Source organism: Pseudomonas sp. DWRC2-2 (assembly GCF_049897885.1).
Lineage (GTDB): Bacteria > Pseudomonadota > Gammaproteobacteria > Pseudomonadales > Pseudomonadaceae > Aquipseudomonas > Aquipseudomonas azotoformans_A.
Genome location: NZ_JAFCXD010000002.1, coordinates 528,646 through 545,491 on the forward strand (window position 1 = coordinate 528,646; position 16,846 = coordinate 545,491).

A 16,846-nucleotide genomic window follows, 5' to 3' on the forward strand; every position below is an offset into this window, starting at 1 on the left:
ACCATGACACTTGGATTTACACCGGTGGTGGAAATTTACGGCGCCAATGCCGCGCTGCTCAATGAGCGGTTATTGGAATGGGAGCACACCGATTTGGCGGGTTTTGCGTCCGATCAGTTGAAGCTGACCCTCGACATCGAAGGCCTTGAAGGGCTGCCCAGCCTGGGCGGCCAGATCGGCCTGCGCGTTGGCTACCTGGAATCCGGGCTAGTGGATAAAGGGCGGTTCAAGATCACTCAGCGAACGCCATCGCTGTTTCCGCTGCGCGTGGTGCTGGTGGCGACAGCCGCACCTTTTGATGAGCCCGAGTTCAAGAAACGACGAACCGCCAGCCACGGGCCTATCAGCCTGGGGGCGCTGTTTCGCCAATTGACCACGCGCTATGGCTTCTCACCGCGTGTGGCACATGATTTGGAAGACGTGCAGATCCAGCATATCGACCAGACCAACGAAAGTGACATGGCGTTTTTGACGCGGTTGGCCAAGCGGTTCGATGCGGTGGCCAAGCCCGTCGACGAGCTGTATGTGCTGGGTCGTAAAGGGCAGATTAAATCGCTGTCGGGCAAGGTTTTGCCGGATGTGCAGTTGTCGATCACCCGCGACAACCATCCTGGGGATCGTGCGTTTATTTCTGCCAGCTTCACTGAATCCAGCCGCGGGACCTACTCCGGCGCGCAAGCACGCTGGTGGGATGCCGCTGCCGGTAAACAACAGGTGGTAGACGTGGGTATCGCGCCGTTCAAGGTGATGACGCAGCGTTACCAGAGCGAGGCTGAAGCCAGGACTGCTGCTGAGGGCGAGATGCGTCGGGTGGGGCGTGAAGGGATGCAGGTCAATGTGATCTGCCCTGGCAATCCCTCATTCGGCGCCGAAGGGTTGTTGCTGTTGGACGAGTCTTGGCCTGGCTTTATGCAGGGGCGTTGGTCGATCAAGAGTGTGATTGCCAGTGGCAAGCGCAAAGAGAGCTATCGATGTGCGATCAAGGCCAGCGGTTTGTCCCCGGCCGAGTGAGGAACCATGCTGATAACACTGCCTCAACTGCTTCAAATCCTGCCGGGAGCCCGTCTTGGCGCGGGCGTTTTTTTGCCCGCGCTGAACACGGCGATGTCCAGGTTTGAGATCGGTCAACCCAAGCGCGTCGCGGCGTTTCTCGCCCAGGTCGGTCATGAGTCCGGCGAGTTGCGCTACGTGCGTGAACTGGGCAGTGATGCCTATTTGAGCAAGTACGACACCGGCGCATTGGCCGTGCGCCTGGGTAACACCCCCGAAGCGGACGGCGACGGCCAGACGTACCGGGGCAGGGGGCTGATCCAGATTACCGGGCGCCGTAATTACCTGGCCTGCAGCCAGGCCCTGTTCGGTGATGAGCGTTTGTTGCGAGAACCGACGTTGCTGGAGCAACCGCAATGGGCGGCCGAGTCGGCGGCCTGGTTCTGGCAGAGCAACGGCCTGAATGAACTGGCTGACAAGGATCAGTTCACCACCATCACGCGGCGTATCAACGGTGGGCTCAATGGGCTGGAGGATCGCTTGCGGCTGTGGGCACGGGCGAAGGCGGCGTTTTGCGTTTCTTAAACGTGTGAGAACTGTACAGGCGTGCCTTCGCCCGTTTGCGTCTTGAGACAGTCCGTCACTTGCGCGTGCGATTGGCTCCTGTAGGGTAGGCGAACCCCCGCCCACGACTGGAGACGACCGTGAAGGAAATCACTCAACTGGCTGCTGAACTGGGGCGCCGTTTGCAGGTGCTCAATGCCCACGTCACCACTGCCGAGTCCTGCACCGGCGGCGGAATCGCGGAAGCCATCACGCGGATTCCGGGAAGCTCGGCCTGGTTCGAGGCGGGGTATGTCACCTATTCCAACCGCCAGAAGACCCGCCAGTTGAATGTGCCGGAAACGTTGTTTCCAAAAGTCGGCGCCGTCAGCCAGGAAGTGGTGGAGGCAATGGTGCGTGGTGCACAGGAAAAAAGCCTGGCGCGTTTTGCCGTTGCGGTCAGCGGTGTGGCGGGACCGGATGGCGGTTCGCCGGACAAACCAGTGGGCACGGTATGGCTGGCTTTCGGCGTCGGCGAGGAGGTCACGGCCGAGCTTGAGCACTTCACCGGCAACCGCGACGAGGTCCGCCGACAAACGGTAAAGGCCGCGCTAGAGGGCTTGTTGCGACGAGCTGCAGCAGAAATAGAAAATCAGGGGTAGGCGATCTCCGATCTTTGTGGAACAATACTGTCTACTTATACAGGTGTTGGCCGCCCCGGCCTTATTGATTACGTGAGGACTTTAATGGACGACAACAAGAAGAAAGCCTTGGCTGCGGCCCTGGGTCAGATCGAACGTCAATTCGGCAAGGGTGCCGTAATGCGTATGGGCGATCACGACCGTCAGGCGATCCCAGCTATTTCCACGGGCTCTCTGGGTCTGGACATCGCGCTCGGTATTGGCGGCCTGCCAAAAGGCCGTATCGTTGAAATCTACGGTCCTGAATCTTCCGGTAAAACTACCCTGACTTTGTCGGTGATTGCCCAGGCGCAGAAAATGGGCGCCACCTGTGCGTTCGTCGACGCCGAGCACGCCCTGGACCCTGAATACGCCGGCAAACTGGGCGTCAACGTTGACGACCTGCTGGTTTCCCAGCCGGATACCGGTGAGCAAGCCCTGGAAATCACCGACATGCTGGTGCGCTCCAACGCCATCGACGTGATCGTGGTCGACTCCGTGGCGGCCCTGGTGCCCAAGGCTGAAATCGAAGGCGAAATGGGTGACATGCACGTGGGCCTGCAAGCCCGTCTGATGTCCCAGGCGCTGCGTAAAATCACCGGCAACATCAAGAACGCCAACTGCCTGGTGATCTTCATCAACCAGATCCGTATGAAGATCGGCGTGATGTTCGGCAGCCCGGAAACCACCACCGGTGGTAACGCGCTGAAGTTCTACGCTTCGGTCCGCCTGGACATCCGCCGTACCGGCGCGGTGAAAGAAGGTGACGAGGTTGTCGGTAGCGAAACCCGCGTTAAAGTCGTGAAGAACAAAGTGGCCCCGCCTTTCCGTCAGGCCGAATTCCAGATTCTCTACGGCAAGGGTATCTACCTGAACGGCGAGATGATCGACCTGGGCGTGCTGCACGGTTTCGTCGAGAAGTCTGGTGCCTGGTATGCCTACAACGGCAGCAAGATCGGTCAAGGCAAGGCCAACTCGGCCAAGTTCCTGGCAGACAACCCGGACATCGCTGCCACGCTTGAAAAGCAGATTCGCGACAAGCTGCTGACTGCCGCTCCAGACGTGAAAGCTGCCGCCAACCGCGAGCCGGTTGAAGAAGTGGAAGAAGCTGACACTGACATCTAACGATGACGGTTGTATTGGATACACTCGTTGCCGTTCGGCGCACTGCAATGGACCTGCTCGCTCGCCGCGAGCATGGTCGAGTCGAGCTGACGCGTAAATTGCGTCAACGCGGCGCAGAGCCCGAGATGATCGAAAGCGCCCTCGACCGCTTGACGGAAGAGGGGCTGCTTTCCGAAGCCCGTTATCTCGAAAGTTTTGTCTCGTACCGAGCTCGTTCGGGCTATGGCCCGGCGCGTATTCGCGAAGAGCTGAGTCAGCGAGGCCTGCAACGAGTGGATATCGACCTTGCCCTGCGTGAGTGCGGGATCAGTTGGCAGGCGCAGTTGGAAGACACCTGGCGGCGCAAGTTCTCTGGCCATCTGCCGATTGATGCCAAGGAACGGGCGAAGCAGGGACGATTCCTCAGCTATCGCGGGTTTTCGATGGAAATGATCAGCCGCTTGTTGAGCGGCCGTGACATGGATGATTGATCTTCTGAACAAACAAAAAGACCCACTATGAAAATAGTGGGTCTTTTTTTTTGCCCTCAGAAAATCACGCCGGCTCCGGCGCCACTCGCTGCTGCGCCTTGCCCTGAGCCTGTGCCCAGTTCTCCGGTAAATTGATGTAGTCCACCAACTCCCGCAACCGGCCCTGATCGCGCCCGTTGAAGTTGAACACCAGCCGCGTCAAATGGCTGAACCTCGGTTCATCATGTTCCTCGCCGGTATACGCGAGCTGCTGGAACTCTCCACTCAATCGCAGGCTGGCGAATTCGCCTTGCAAATGGGCCAATGCCCGTTCACTGAGCGGGTGATTCATGCGCACCACAAACACGCGCTTCAGCCAGCGGGTGGAGTGGAAGTTGGCATAAAACTGGTTGATCTCTTCCACTGCCTCTTCGGCGCTGTACACCAGGCGTACCAGCTTGAGGTCGGTGGGCAGGATGTAGCGATTGGCTTCCAATTGGCTGCGGATAAAATCCAGGGCGCCTTGCCAGAATCCGCCACCCGGCGCGTCCAGCAGCACCACTGGGACCAGCGGACTCTTACCGGTCTGGATCAGGGTCAGCACTTCCAATGCTTCATCCAGGGTGCCGAAACCGCCTGGGCACAGCACCAGGGCATCGGCCTCCTTGACGAAGAACAGCTTGCGGGTAAAGAAGAAGTGGAAGGACAGCAGGTTCTCGGTGCCATCAATGGTCGGGTTGGCATGCTGTTCAAACGGCAGGGTGATGTTGAACCCCAGGCTGTGTTCCAGGCCCGCGCCTTCGTGGGCGGCGGCCATGATGCCGCCGCCGCCGCCGGTGATCACCATCAGGTCCGAACGTGCCAGTGCCGCGCCGACTTCGCGGGCCAGTGCATACAATGGGCTTTCTATCGGTGTGCGAGCCGAGCCGAACACCGTGACCTTGCGGCGGCCCTTGAACAGTTCGAGCACGCGGAAGGCATTGTCCAGCTCGCGAATGGCTTGCAGGGTGATCTTGGCGTTCCAGCGGTTGCGGTCGTCCTGGGCCATGCGCAGCACGGTGAGGATCATGTCGCGATACAGGGGAATATTCGGGCTGTTGGGGGCGATCAGCTGGAGTTGTGCGTCGACCTGCTGGGTGAGGTCGGTGCCGTGTTCTTCGAAGTGTCGGAGCAGGCGGTCATTCGGTTCGTAAGGCATTCAACTTCTCCTTCTTGCAGGGCACCTTCGCCGCAGGCGACGACACTGCTTGTGTCGCTGTTCGCCGCAGGGGGCAACCTTCTTTTGCCCTGAAAATGTTACAGAACAGCATGAAAAACGCTGTGGATGAACGGTTGGGATGACTTGATCATGGGCCGGAAAACCGTTGGCTGGCAACCACTTATTGGTCGCTCAATACGGAGTCTAGCTGTCTGGAAGCACTTGAAGCGGAGGGAGTGCGCGCCACCGAACGGCAGCACGCGAAGGTCAAGCCGTTACTTTTTCTTTTTTGCCGCAGCCGGTGCCGGGCAATCCGCTTCCGCGAACTTCACCGAGGCCACAGGACGGTTGGTTTTATTCTCAGTGATTTCGTAGCGCATCACCGCGCCCTTGGCCATCAGCTCGCGGTAGCCCTTGTTCAGACACACGCTCTGACCGAGCTGGAAGTACACCGCCTTGGGGTTGGCGCGCATCTGTTCGGCGCGGTCGGGCAGGACACTCAGGTGATCGATCAGTTGCATGCCTTCAACGGTGTAGGCCACTTCCAGGGTCTTTTCGTCGATTTCCCGGGGCAGGTCCTTGTTGCTCTCAGCCGCGACGCTTTGCAGCTTGCGGTTCATTTGGGCCTCCAGCAGCGAGGCCGCCTGGGCGCACACGGGCAATACCAGCGCGAGGGCGACGGATGGGGCGACAAGGCGCAGCATGGAACGCAGCATGAAACTCTCCTGATTCGGTTACTGGTGCATAGACCAGCCACTGCGCTGTGCGTTCAGTGGCGCGCAATTATAGGTGAGCCCTTGCCACTACAGCCAGGCGTATCGCTGGTAAACTGCCGCCACTTCAGCCGTCCACGAGTTTTCACCGTGTCGATCTACCCGTCCCACCGGCGCATCCGATGAGCCACGCCGTTTCCCGCCTGCGTACCCAGCGTCTGGCCCGTGCCGTCCGGCCGTTCCTCAACCGTGGTTCGCGTGCCGAACGCTGCCCTGGGTGCCGGGTCATTCCTGAGTACTGCCTGTGTGCCTGGCGGCCCAACGTCGCCGCCACTTCAGCGATGTGCCTGCTGATGCATGATGTGGAACCCATGAAACCCAGCAATACAGGCTGGCTGATCGCCGATGTGATCGACGACACCACCGCGTTCGCCTGGTCACGTACCGAGGTCGATCCTGAACTGCTCACACTGCTGGCCGACCCGCAATGGCAGCCCTATATCGTGTTCCCCGGCGAATTCGTCGCTCCGGAGCGCGTCGTCAGCGAGGTGAAGGTAGAGGAGGGCAAGCGTCCACTGTTCATCCTGCTGGACGGCACTTGGAGCGAAGCGCGCAAAATGTTCCGCAAAAGCCCCTACCTGGAGCATTTGCCGGTGCTCAGCCTGGCGCCCGAGCAGCTGTCGCGCTACAAACTGCGCCGTTCCAAACGCGACGACCACTTCTGCACCGCCGAAGTCGCTGCTCTGTGCCTTGAGCTGGCCGATGACCTGGTGGCCAGTGAGGTCCTGGACGCCTACCTGGATGTGTTCAGCACCCATTACCTGGCCGCCAAGTTCCAGATGCCGCTGGATCCGACGGATACTGTTCATACGCGCCTTGCTCCCTATATTGCGACGGTATAACCAGACGACGTTTGCATGATGGCACCCCAACCCCGCAACCCGCTAAAATGCCCACGGGCGTAGCGCTTGACCCCCCAGGCTACGCTGGGCATGCTGGGCGCCGATCAGGGCACCCCTAAAAAACAGGATCATTTAATCAATGGCCACATACGAAATCCTGATAGCCGATGACCACCCGCTGTTTCGCAGTGCGTTGCACCAGGCCGTGACCTTGGGCCTTGGCCCGGACGTCCGTCTGGTTGAAGTGGCCAGCATTGCCGAGCTGGAAGCCCGCCTTACCGAGAAATCCGACTGGGACCTGGTGCTGCTCGACCTGAACATGCCCGGTGCCTACGGTTTCTCCGGTTTGGTGCTGTTGCGCGGGCAGTACCCGCAGATCCCCGTGGTGATGGTCTCGGCCCAGGAAGAAGCCGACGTGGTGGTGCGCTCCAAGGAGTTTGGCGCTAGCGGTTTCATTCCCAAGTCCAGTGCGATGGAAGATATCCAGAAAGCCGTACGCACTGTGCTGGATGGCGATGTGTCCTGGCCGCCGCAAGCGTTTGAAGAAATCAACGTGTCCGACGAAGCCAAGGCCGCCCGCGATGGCCTTGCCAGCCTGACACCGCAGCAGTTCCGGGTGCTGACCATGGTCTGCGAAGGCTTGTTGAACAAGCAGATTGCCTACGAGTTGAGCGTATCGGAGGCCACCATCAAGGCCCACGTCACGGCGATCTTCCGCAAACTCGGCGTGCGTACCCGCACCCAGGCGGCGTTGCTCTTGCAACAACTTGAGTCAATTTCGCAGCATTAAGCTGTCATCGATTCACGCTTTTTTGACTTGGCGTGATCTAGTTTCCCCACTTCTTTGGTTCAGTTGCCTACGTCTATGTCGCCTTTCAAGGGTCAAACCGGTATCAAACGTATCTTCAATGCTGGGGGCTATTCCCTGGATGGCCTGCGTGCGGCTTTCACCGGCGAGGCGGCATTCCGTCAGTTGGTGTTGCTCAACGTGATCCTGATCCCATTGAGCTTTTTCCTGAATGTGAGCCGGGTCGAGCGTGCTTTGCTCATCGCCGTGTGCCTGCTGGCGTTGATCGTCGAGTTGCTCAACTCTGCAGTCGAAGCGGCAATCGACCGCATCTCCCTTGACCGCCACCCGCTGTCGAAAAACGCCAAGGACATGGGCAGCGCCGCGCAATTCGTTGCGCTGACCATGATCACCCTGGTCTGGGCCGTGATCCTGATCTAACCCTCAGGCAATGCTCGGCAGCACGATCTCGTCGCTGCGCTGAACCCCGGCGGTGAAGGCGCGGCACAGTTCCAGGAACTCGCGCATCGCCGAGGTCTGGTACTTCTGCTTATGCCAGATGAAGTAGAACTGCCGGGCCAGGTCCAGGTCTGGGGTTTCCACCGGCACCAGGCTGCCACGCCGGAATGCGTCGCGCAGGGCCAGTCGCGAAATACAGCCAATCCCCAGCCCCGACTCCACCGCGCGCTTGATTGCTTCGGTGTGCTCCAACTCCAGGCGAATATTCAGCGCGCTACGGTGATGGCGCATGGCTTGGTCAAAGGTCAGGCGTGTGCCTGAGCCTTGTTCCCGCAGGATCCACGCCTCATGGGTCAACTCGTCCATGGTTGCCACGCCGCGCTTGGCTAAATGATGTTGCGGTGCGCAAAACACCACCAGTTCATCCTCCACCCAGGTTTGCACCTCGATATCCGGGTGGCTGCAGTCGCCTTCGATTAGACCCAGGTCAATTTCGTAGTGCGCCACCTGATGCACGATATGGGCAGTGTTCTGCACATGCAGTTTCACCTGGCTCTCGGGGTGTTGCTGCATGAAGCTGCCGATCAGCAACGTGGCCAGGTAATTGCCGATGGTGAGGGTGGCGCCGACCGCCAGGGAACCGAAGCCGGACTTGCCGTTGAGCAGGTCCTCGATCTCCTTGGCCTGGTCCAACAGCGCCACTGCCTGGGGCAACAGCTGATGACCGAGGGCGTTGAGGCTCAGGCGCTTGCCCGCGCGGTCGAATAATTGGCAGCTGGATTGGCGCTCCAGCTCGGTAATCGAGGTGCTGGCGGCGGATTGAGATAAGGCCAGAAGGCCAGCAGCGCGCGAGACGCTTTCCTGCTGGGCGACGGCGACGAAGACTTGCAGTTGACGGAGAGTAAATCGCATATCGATATAACCGATAACCCTTATCTTAATAATCCAGTTAACAGATATTGTCGCCGCCATTAGAATGCTGTGCAATTGCGCAACTACATTTGGCGCAGACCCATTTCCAGGAGTCCCCCGTACATGAGCAACATGAACCACGAGCGTGTCCTCAGTGTTCATCACTGGAACGACACTCTGTTCAGCTTCAAGTGCACCCGCGATCCGGGCCTGCGCTTCGAGAACGGTCAGTTCGTGATGATCGGCCTGCAACAGCCCAACGGCCGCCCGCTCATGCGCGCTTACTCCATTGCCAGCCCGAACTGGGAAGAGCATCTGGAGTTCTTCAGCATCAAGGTGCCGGATGGCCCGCTGACTTCCCAATTGCAGCACTTGAAGGAAGGCGACGAGATCATCATCAGCAAAAAACCGACAGGCACCCTGGTGCTTGACGATTTGAAACCGGGCAAACACCTGTACCTGCTCAGCACCGGTACTGGCCTGGCGCCGTTCATGAGCGTGATCCAGGACCCGGAAACCTACGAGCGCTTTGAAAAGGTGATCCTGTGCCACGGCGTGCGTTACGTCAACGAAGTCGCCTACCGCGAATTCATCACCGAGCACCTGCCGCAGAACGAATTCTTCGGCGAGGCCCTGCGTGACAAGTTGATCTACTACCCGACCGTGACCCGCGAGCCGTTCGAAAACGAAGGCCGCCTGACCGACCTGATGCGCAGCGGCAAGCTGTTCAGCGACATCGGCCTGCCACCGATCAACCCCGAGGACGACCGCGCCATGCTGTGCGGTAGCCCAAGCATGCTGGACGAAACCAGCGAAGTGTTGAACAGCTTCGGCCTGAAAGTTTCGCCACGGATGCGTGAGCCGGGTGATTACTTGATCGAGCGTGCGTTCGTCGAGAAGTAATGCTGGGTCAGTAACAACACTGATCTAAAAAATGTGGGATCGGGCTTGCCCGCTCCCACATTTTGTTTCCGGTTTCTTCAGTGGGCGGGAAGCACTTCCAGCACACAAATCACCCCCGCCTCGGGATAGTGCCAGCGCACGTCCACATCCCAGAACTGCGCCCCGTATTCCCGCTCCGGCCCCGGCGTCTGATACGCCGGCCGTGGATCCTGTGCCAGGCACTGATCAATCAGTTCCACCAACGGCTCGCCCAGGCGCTGCGCATGGCCTTGTGCCTGTTGCAGGGCGGTCTTCAGCCACTGCACTGGAATCAGCTGCGGCGCGGCGCTGGCGATGTCGTTGATCGCCGTGTCGAGAATGTCGGCATACGGGACATAGGGCTTGATATCCAGCACCGGTGTGCCATCGAGCAGATCAATCCCGGAGATCCACAGCCGTCCCGGCTCCACTTTGTCCAGCTTCACCACTGATTGGCCAATGCCATTCGGGCGATGAGTCGCACGGGTAGCAAACACGCCCATGGAGGTGTTGCCGCCCAGGCGGGGTGGGCGCACTTTCAGGCGTGGCTTGTCTTCCAGCGCCTGATGGAACAGGAACAACAGCCACACATGGCTGACCTGCTCCAGGCCCTGTACAGCCTCGCCGCCGTCGAACGGCGCCACCAGTTCCAGCACACCACGGGCGGCAGGCGCCAGTTGCGGTTGGCGTGGGATGGCGAACTTCTCCTTGAAACAGGAGCGCACGAAGCCGACGGGCGAAACGTTGTAGCTCATGGCTTAAGCACGCACCCGCAGGGTCAGCCCCTTGAGGAAGTTGCGCAGCAACTGATCGCCACAGGTGCGGTAGTTGGTGTGGCCGAACTTGCGGAACAGCGCGCTCAGCTCAGGCTTGGACACCGGGAATTCGGCGGCCTTGAGGATGGCGTGCATGTCGTCTTCTTTCAGCTCGAAGGCCACGCGCAGCTTCTTGAGGATGATGTTGTTGGTCACCGGGGTCTCGATCGGCTGTGGCGGACGGCTTTCGTCCTTGCCGCGCTTGAAGATCACCAAACCGTCGAGGAAGTGAGCCATGACTTCATCCGGGCAGAACACGAAGCCTTCTTCCTCGTCTTTCTTGAGGTAGGTCAGCAGGTCGTCCTTGGTCACGTCCATGCCGCCGAGCTTTATGATCTCGACCATCTTGTTGTCGCTGATGTCGAGCATGTAGCGCACGCTGCGCAGTACGTCGTTGTGAATCATGGTGGGCAATCCTGGTATTCAACTGAGGACACCGCGCAATAGAGGCGGTGTCGGGAAATAGGGTAGCGGCTTAGAACTTCTCTTTGCCGGACAGGTAACGCCATTGGCCAACCGGTACCTTGCCGATGGACACGCCGCCGATGCGGATACGACGGATGGCGACGACTTTGAGGCCAACCGCTTCACAGAACAGCGCGATCACGCCTGGCTGCGGGTTTTTCATTGCAAAACGCAGGCGGTTTTCGTTCTGCCAGCTGGCTTTGACCGCCGGCAGCTCTTTGCCTTTGTAGGTCAGGCCGTGGTTCAGGCGATTGAGGCCGTGGGCAACCATGTCGCCTTCCACTTCCACCACGTACTCCTGCTCGATCTTGGCGGCATCGGCGGTCAACTTGCGCAGGATCTTCCAGTCCTGGGTAAACACCAGCAGGCCGCTGGCCTTGGCTTGCAGGTCGGCGCTGGCGGTGAGGCGCAGGAAGTGGCCCTTGAGCGGGCGCTTGCCGAAGCGGTGTTCTTCCGAGAGGGTATCGGCGCTGATCGACGCCATGGCCGTTTCGGCATCTACCCCAGCCGGGGCGTGCAGCAGGATGGTCACGGGCTCGGGCGCGGTGGCCTTGGCGTCCGGGTCGAGTTGGACCTTCTGGGTGGTGACCTTGAACTGCGGTTCGTCGATCACTTCACCGTCCACCGAGACCCAGCCGCCTTCGATGAACAACTCAGCCTCCCGACGGGAGCAACCGACCAGTTCGATAAGGCGTTTGGAGAGGCGTATGGGGTCAGTCATGACAAGGGCCGTAGCAAAAGGGGGCGGCTATTGTACCTGTGTGGGCGCGGTTAATCCCGGCCCCATTTCATTTAGCCTTGACTGGCTTGATGCTGCACCTGGCGCAAACGCATATGCAACAACGGATAGGGCTGCCCCAAGCCGTCATGCTCCGTGCGTCCGATCACTTCGAAACCCTGTTTGAAGTAAAAACCCAAGGCCTGGGGGTTTTGTTCGTTGACGTCCAGCTGATCGGCGTTCAGGTGCTCGATCGCATAGCGCAGCAGTTGCCGACCCAGGCCTTCTCCCCGGTGCTTGGGGGCGATGAACAGCATCTCCACCTTGCCCGACGCCACGCCGGCAAACCCGGTGATACGCTGACGCGGGTCTTTGGTGCAGATCAACATCACAGCGTCCAAGTAACGCGTCAGCACCAGGTTCTTCAGCAATACGATGTAACTGTCCGGTAGAAAATCATGGGTCGCACGGACCGAGTCTTCCCAGATTTGTGCCAATTGCGTGTAGTCGCTGGTTTTAGGTGTGTGGATAACCGAATGCTGACGCATGCCCGCTGCCCCTTGCCGATGATTGGCGCCGATGGGCAAAACGATAGACCTAAAAAAGCCCCGCATCTTGTCCAGAGGCGGGGCTTTTTCGGTTTATTTACGGCTTAGTCGCGCTTTTCAGCCCACAAGTCGTATTCGTCGGCATCGGTCACGGTGCACCAGACCTTGTCGCCCGGCTTCAACCCGCTGGCATCGTCGATAAATACGTTACCGTCGATTTCCGGCGCATCGAAGAAGCAACGGCCGACTGCACCTTGCTCGTCGACTTCGTCGATCAGCACTTCGATTTCCTTGCCGATGCGCAGTTGCAGGCGCGCCGAGCTGATGGCCTGCTGGTGCGCCATGAAACGCTCCCAACGGTCCTGCTTGACGTCGTCCGGCACTACGGCCAGGTCCAGCAGGTTGGCTGGGGCGCCTTCCACCGGCGAGTATTGGAAGCAGCCGACGCGGTCCAGTTGGGCTTCGGTCAGCCAGTCCAGCAGGTACTGGAAGTCTTCTTCGGTTTCGCCGGGGAAGCCGACGATGAAGGTCGAGCGGATGATCAGCTCGGGGCAGATCTCACGCCAGTTCTTGATGCGCGCCAGGGTCTTGTCTTCGAACGCCGGGCGCTTCATGGCCTTGAGCACTTTGGGGCTGGCGTGCTGGAACGGGATGTCCAGGTACGGCAGGATCTTGCCGGCGGCCATCAGCGGGATCAGCTCGTCCACGTGCGGGTACGGGTAGACGTAGTGCAGGCGCACCCACACGCCCAGGCTGCTGAGGGCTTCGCACAGTTCGGTCATGCGGGTTTTCACCGGCGCGCCGTTCCAGAAGCCGGTGCGGTATTTCACATCGACGCCATAAGCGCTGGTGTCCTGGGAGATCACCAGCAGCTCTTTGACGCCGGACTTGACCAGGCGCTGGGCCTCGTCGAGCACGTCGCCGACCGGACGGCTGACCAGCTTGCCGCGCATCGACGGGATGATGCAGAAGCTGCAGCTGTGGTTGCAGCCTTCGGAAATCTTCAGGTACGCGTAGTGGCGCGGGGTCAGCTTGATGCCTTGCGGCGGCACCAGGTCGATCAGCGGGTTGTGGTCCTGGCGCGGTGGCACCACTTCGTGCACGGCATTGACCACCTGCTCGTACTGCTGCGGACCGGTTACCGCCAGCACGCTCGGGTGCACGTTGCGGATATTGCCTTCTTCCACGCCCATGCAGCCGGTCACGATGACCTTGCCGTTTTCCTTGATCGCTTCGCCGATCACTTCCAGGGATTCCGCCTTGGCCGAATCGATGAAGCCGCAGGTGTTGACCACCACCACGTCAGCGTCCTGGTAAGTGGACACAACGTCGTAGCCTTCCATACGCAGTTGCGTAAGGATGCGCTCGGAGTCGACAAGCGCCTTCGGGCAACCCAGGGAAACAAAGCCAACCTTGGGGTTGGCTTTTGCGATGGTGGTGGACATGTCTAACCTCGGTATTGAATGACGCCGCCAGTCGGGCACGACAAGGCTGCGGACGGGCGCTTGGTGCGCCTCTGATCAAAAAGTGCGCAATTCTAGCGACGGGCAACGCACTTGACCAGCTTTATGCAGGGAAATGCGACGAGTGCTGCATGGACGCATTCCCACAACCGCTGCTCCGCTCTTAAGCCCGAACGTCTTGCTCCGTGCGGTGCGATACAACTTTAGACATGCCTACACCTAACGCCTGAAGCACTTTCAGAAGGGTGGAGAGCTTAGGGTCGCCGCCAACGGCGATGGATCTGTAGAGATTTGCTCGATTGAGCCCCGTATTCTGCGACAAGCTGAGCATCCCGCCGCGCGCTTCTGCCACACGACGGACAGCGACCAGGAATGCATCCTCCCCCCCTGCCTCATCGATTTCCTCAAGCGCGACAGAAAGGTATTCGAGGGCGAAGGCTTCGTCGTTTCGAAGCATTTCAAGCACGCTGTCTTCATGAGAACGAGTGCGAATAGTCATTTTTGCTGCACCTTGTAAGATTTCCAGAGGGCCTTGGCCTGATCGATGTCGTTCTGCTGTCTGGCCTTTGAGCCACCGCCCAATAGGAAAACAATTTTTCGATCCTGGATTGCGTAATACACGCGAAACCCGGGACCGAAGTCGAGCTTCATCTCAAACACCCCATCACCCACCGGCTCGGCAATGCCAAAGTGTCCAAGCGCCGCTCGGTCCACTCTCGTGGTGATTCTTGCTTTTGAACGCGTGTCTTGCACGGTATCTAGCCAAGCTTGGTAGATATCCACGCCATTGACGGAGAGTACGTGTTTCACTTCGTACATGAGGACTGTACCTTAAAAGAGACAAGTCGATGATTGAGTTTCTATATCGACTGGGCGGGCCATGCAGGAGCATGGTTTATTGATCGGATAAGCCAGCGGGGACTGCCTGCATGTGCCGCTAAGGCAGCAACATTGAGCCGGGAGAAAATATACGGCCAGCCGTGATGTGATCAATGCAGGCAAATAGGCGCCAAAATGCCCTGATCTCTTTTAATGGCATCAGAAAACCTAACCCGAATCACTTGAGCAGGGAAATACGACGAGTGCTGCGCTATGCTTCGCGCCGTTGCGCGTAGGTAAAGTCCTAAGGTCAACAAAACGTCTGTTACGAGAAGTAAAACAGCGCATGCTAGGGTCAGCTTAGACGCGTTGTTAATAAAAGACCGCAGGTCAAAGGGCAGGAGTGGTTGATGGGTCACGCGAGTAATCAGGCAGCAGGTGCCGAGCAGTCAAACGCCAAGCCGATTGGCATGCTGGTGGCGGCGGTCGGGGTGGTTTACGGCGATATCGGGACCAGCCCGCTCTACACCCTTAAAGAGGTGTTCAACGGCGGTTATGGGGTTCAAGTAAATCATGACGGCGTGCTGGGGATCCTGGCGCTGATCTTCTGGTCGCTGATCTGGGTGGTGTCGATCAAGTACATGCTGTTCGTGCTGCGCGCCGATAACCAGGGCGAGGGCGGCATCATGGCGCTCACGGCACTGGCACGACGGGCGGCGGGGGAGCGCAAGAAGTTGCGCAGTTTCCTGGTGGTGTGTGGCCTGTGCGGCGCGGCACTGTTCTACGGCGACAGCATGATCACCCCGGCGATTTCCGTGTTGTCTGCGGTTGAAGGCCTGGAACTGGCCTTCGACGGCCTGGAAAAATGGGTCGTGCCCATCGCCTTGGTGGTGCTGGTGGCGCTGTTCCTGATCCAGAAACATGGTACCGACCACATCGGCAAGCTCTTCGGGCCAGTGATGGTGACCTGGTTCCTGGTGCTGGGGGGCCTCGGTGTGTATGGCATCACCCTGCACCCTGAAGTACTCAGTGCGATGAACCCGATGTGGGCGGTGCGCTTCTTCGAGGCGCATCCTGGCATTGGCGTGGCCATCCTGGGCGCGGTGGTGCTGGCACTGACCGGCGCCGAAGCGCTGTATGCCGACATGGGCCACTTCGGCCGTAAACCCATCGCTCGCGCCTGGTTCATGCTAGTGCTGCCGGCGCTGGTGCTCAATTATTTCGGCCAGGGCGCCATGCTGCTCGGTGACCCGGAAGCCGCGCGCAACCCGTTTTACCTGTTGGCGCCGAGCTGGGCGCTGATCCCGCTGGTGGTGTTGTCCACACTGGCCACGGTGATTGCCTCCCAGGCGGTGATTTCCGGTGCGTTCTCGTTGACGCGCCAGGCGATCCAGTTGGGTTACATCCCGCGCATGCACATTCAGCACACTTCGAGCGCCGAGCAGGGCCAGATCTACATCGGCGCGGTGAACTGGTCGCTGATGGTGGGCGTAATCCTGCTGGTGCTGGGCTTCGAATCGTCCAACGCTTTGGCATCGGCCTACGGCGTGGCGGTGACTGGCACCATGTTGATGACCACTATTCTGGTGTCGGCAGTGATGCTGTTGCTGTGGAAATGGCCGCCGATCCTGGCCGTTCCGGTCCTGGTCTGCTGCCTGTTGGTGGACGGCCTGTACTTCGCCGCCAACGTGCCGAAGATCATCCAGGGCGGCGCCTTCCCGGTACTGGCGGGCATCGTGCTGTTCGTGTTGATGACTACCTGGAAGCGCGGCAAGCAGTTGCTGGTGGAACGCCTCGACGAAGGCGGCCTGCCGCTGCCGATCTTCATCAGCAGTATCCGCGTGCAGCCGCCTCATCGCGTGCAGGGCACCGCCGTGTTCCTCACCGCGCGCCCGGATGCCGTGCCCCACGCGCTGTTGCACAACCTGCTGCACAACCAGGTGTTGCATGAACAAGTGGTGCTGCTGACGGTGGTCTACGAGGATATTCCGCGCGTGCCGGCCGCTCGGCGTTTCGAGGTGGATGCCTACGGCGAAGGTTTCTTCCGCGTGATCCTGCACTTCGGTTTCACCGATGAGCCGGACGTGCCGGAGGCGCTGAAATTGTGCCACCTGGATGACCTGGACTTCAGCCCGATGCGCACCACCTACTTCCTCAGCCGCGAAACGGTCATCGCTTCGCGGATCAAGGGTATGGCCCGTTGGCGCGAAGCCTTGTTCGCCTTTATGTTGAAGAACGCCAACGGCAACCTGCGCTTCTTCAAACTCCCGGTAAACCGGGTGATCGAGCTGGGCACCCAGGTCGAAATGTAAGCTGTTGCAACACGGGGGCCGGCAATC

At 59.6% G+C, this 16,846-nt stretch carries 20 protein-coding genes; 10 read left to right on the forward strand and 10 right to left on the reverse strand.

Annotation, left to right across the window (positions count from 1 at the left end; translation table 11 throughout):
- Positions 1–3 precede the first annotated feature (3 nt).
- From ACP7EW_RS10970 to recX, 5 genes are all read left to right on the forward strand, one after another.
- Positions 4–1,011 carry a phage late control D family protein gene (locus ACP7EW_RS10970; protein WP_426217003.1) on the forward strand — a complete coding sequence of 336 codons (1,008 nt, stop codon included), beginning with the start codon at positions 4–6 and terminating at the stop codon, positions 1,009–1,011.
- Positions 1,012–1,017: 6 nt separating this feature from the next.
- Entirely contained in the window at positions 1,018–1,575 is a 558-nt protein-coding gene (locus ACP7EW_RS10975) for a glycoside hydrolase family 19 protein (protein ID WP_426217005.1), read from the forward strand.
- 119 nt (positions 1,576–1,694) lie between these two features.
- Positions 1,695–2,195 (forward strand): CinA family protein, encoded by a 501-nt coding sequence (locus tag ACP7EW_RS10980; RefSeq protein ID WP_033899920.1) that lies wholly within the window; start codon positions 1,695–1,697, stop codon positions 2,193–2,195.
- Positions 2,196–2,279: 84 nt separating this feature from the next.
- Positions 2,280–3,338, forward strand: coding sequence for a recombinase RecA (recA, locus tag ACP7EW_RS10985; RefSeq protein WP_003189042.1), 1,059 nt, complete (start codon positions 2,280–2,282; stop codon positions 3,336–3,338).
- 2 nt (positions 3,339–3,340) lie between these two features.
- A complete protein-coding gene (recX, locus tag ACP7EW_RS10990) occupies positions 3,341–3,808 on the forward strand; it encodes a recombination regulator RecX (protein WP_178954681.1) in 468 nt (155 codons plus the stop codon).
- Positions 3,809–3,872: 64 nt separating this feature from the next.
- Here recX and ACP7EW_RS10995 read toward each other — a convergent pair whose 3' ends face one another.
- Both ACP7EW_RS10995 and ACP7EW_RS11000 read right to left on the reverse strand, forming a co-directional pair.
- Positions 3,873–4,985, reverse strand: a complete 1,113-nt coding sequence (locus tag ACP7EW_RS10995) for a TIGR00730 family Rossman fold protein (RefSeq protein WP_426217009.1) — start codon at positions 4,983–4,985, stop codon at positions 3,873–3,875.
- A 275-nt stretch (positions 4,986–5,260) separates the two neighbouring features.
- A complete protein-coding gene (locus ACP7EW_RS11000; RefSeq protein ID WP_426217011.1) occupies positions 5,261–5,701 on the reverse strand; it encodes a PA3611 family quorum-sensing-regulated virulence factor in 441 nt (146 codons plus the stop codon).
- A 179-nt stretch (positions 5,702–5,880) separates the two neighbouring features.
- On the opposite strand from ACP7EW_RS11000, the gene ACP7EW_RS11005 reads away from it, so the two are divergent.
- The 3 genes from ACP7EW_RS11005 (at position 5,881) to ACP7EW_RS11015 (ending at position 7,828) form a co-directional block, all read left to right on the forward strand.
- Complete coding sequence (locus ACP7EW_RS11005; protein WP_426217013.1) at positions 5,881–6,600, forward strand: tRNA-uridine aminocarboxypropyltransferase; 720 nt, start codon at positions 5,881–5,883, stop codon at positions 6,598–6,600.
- A 139-nt stretch (positions 6,601–6,739) separates the two neighbouring features.
- Positions 6,740–7,390, forward strand: a complete 651-nt coding sequence (gene erdR / locus ACP7EW_RS11010) for a response regulator transcription factor ErdR (RefSeq protein ID WP_003189050.1) — start codon at positions 6,740–6,742, stop codon at positions 7,388–7,390.
- A 75-nt stretch (positions 7,391–7,465) separates the two neighbouring features.
- On the forward strand, positions 7,466–7,828 hold the full coding sequence (locus tag ACP7EW_RS11015; protein ID WP_003172176.1) for a diacylglycerol kinase: 363 nt from the start codon (positions 7,466–7,468) through the stop codon (positions 7,826–7,828).
- Between the two features lie 3 nt (positions 7,829–7,831).
- Here the strand turns inward: ACP7EW_RS11015 and ACP7EW_RS11020 are convergent, their stop codons facing one another.
- Positions 7,832–8,758 (reverse strand): LysR family transcriptional regulator, encoded by a 927-nt coding sequence (locus ACP7EW_RS11020; RefSeq protein ID WP_003189054.1) that lies wholly within the window; start codon positions 8,756–8,758, stop codon positions 7,832–7,834.
- A 123-nt stretch (positions 8,759–8,881) separates the two neighbouring features.
- Here ACP7EW_RS11020 and fpr point away from each other — a divergent pair, with 123 nt between their 5' ends.
- Entirely contained in the window at positions 8,882–9,661 is a 780-nt protein-coding gene (gene fpr / locus ACP7EW_RS11025; protein ID WP_003189055.1) for a ferredoxin-NADP reductase, read from the forward strand.
- 77 nt (positions 9,662–9,738) lie between these two features.
- On the opposite strand, the gene tsaA is transcribed toward fpr, so the two are convergent.
- The 7 genes from tsaA to ACP7EW_RS11060 all read right to left on the reverse strand — a co-directional run bounded on the left by tsaA (position 9,739) and on the right by ACP7EW_RS11060 (position 14,507).
- A complete protein-coding gene (gene tsaA, locus ACP7EW_RS11030) occupies positions 9,739–10,434 on the reverse strand; it encodes a tRNA (N6-threonylcarbamoyladenosine(37)-N6)-methyltransferase TrmO (protein WP_426217017.1) in 696 nt (231 codons plus the stop codon).
- Between the two features lie 3 nt (positions 10,435–10,437).
- Positions 10,438–10,899: a DUF1456 family protein gene (locus ACP7EW_RS11035; RefSeq protein ID WP_032893248.1), complete on the reverse strand. Its 462-nt coding sequence runs from the start codon at positions 10,897–10,899 to the stop codon at positions 10,438–10,440.
- A 70-nt stretch (positions 10,900–10,969) separates the two neighbouring features.
- Entirely contained in the window at positions 10,970–11,680 is a 711-nt protein-coding gene (locus ACP7EW_RS11040; protein WP_426217019.1) for an rRNA pseudouridine synthase, read from the reverse strand.
- Positions 11,681–11,751: 71 nt separating this feature from the next.
- Complete coding sequence (locus ACP7EW_RS11045; protein WP_033899933.1) at positions 11,752–12,225, reverse strand: GNAT family N-acetyltransferase; 474 nt, start codon at positions 12,223–12,225, stop codon at positions 11,752–11,754.
- Between the two features lie 104 nt (positions 12,226–12,329).
- Entirely contained in the window at positions 12,330–13,670 is a 1,341-nt protein-coding gene (gene rimO, locus ACP7EW_RS11050) for a 30S ribosomal protein S12 methylthiotransferase RimO (protein WP_003231334.1), read from the reverse strand.
- Positions 13,671–13,851: 181 nt separating this feature from the next.
- Positions 13,852–14,187, reverse strand: a complete 336-nt coding sequence (locus ACP7EW_RS11055; protein WP_133074474.1) for an addiction module antidote protein — start codon at positions 14,185–14,187, stop codon at positions 13,852–13,854.
- The gene (locus ACP7EW_RS11060; protein ID WP_177111003.1) at positions 14,184–14,507 is read right to left on the reverse strand and encodes a type II toxin-antitoxin system RelE/ParE family toxin; all 324 of its coding nucleotides are present in this window, start codon (positions 14,505–14,507) and stop codon (positions 14,184–14,186) included. The genes ACP7EW_RS11055 and ACP7EW_RS11060 overlap by 4 nt, the downstream gene beginning before the upstream one ends.
- A 410-nt stretch (positions 14,508–14,917) precedes the next feature.
- Between ACP7EW_RS11060 and ACP7EW_RS11065 the strand changes: the two genes are divergently transcribed.
- The gene (locus tag ACP7EW_RS11065; protein ID WP_033899936.1) at positions 14,918–16,819 is read left to right on the forward strand and encodes a potassium transporter Kup; all 1,902 of its coding nucleotides are present in this window, start codon (positions 14,918–14,920) and stop codon (positions 16,817–16,819) included.
- Positions 16,820–16,846 lie beyond the last annotated feature (27 nt).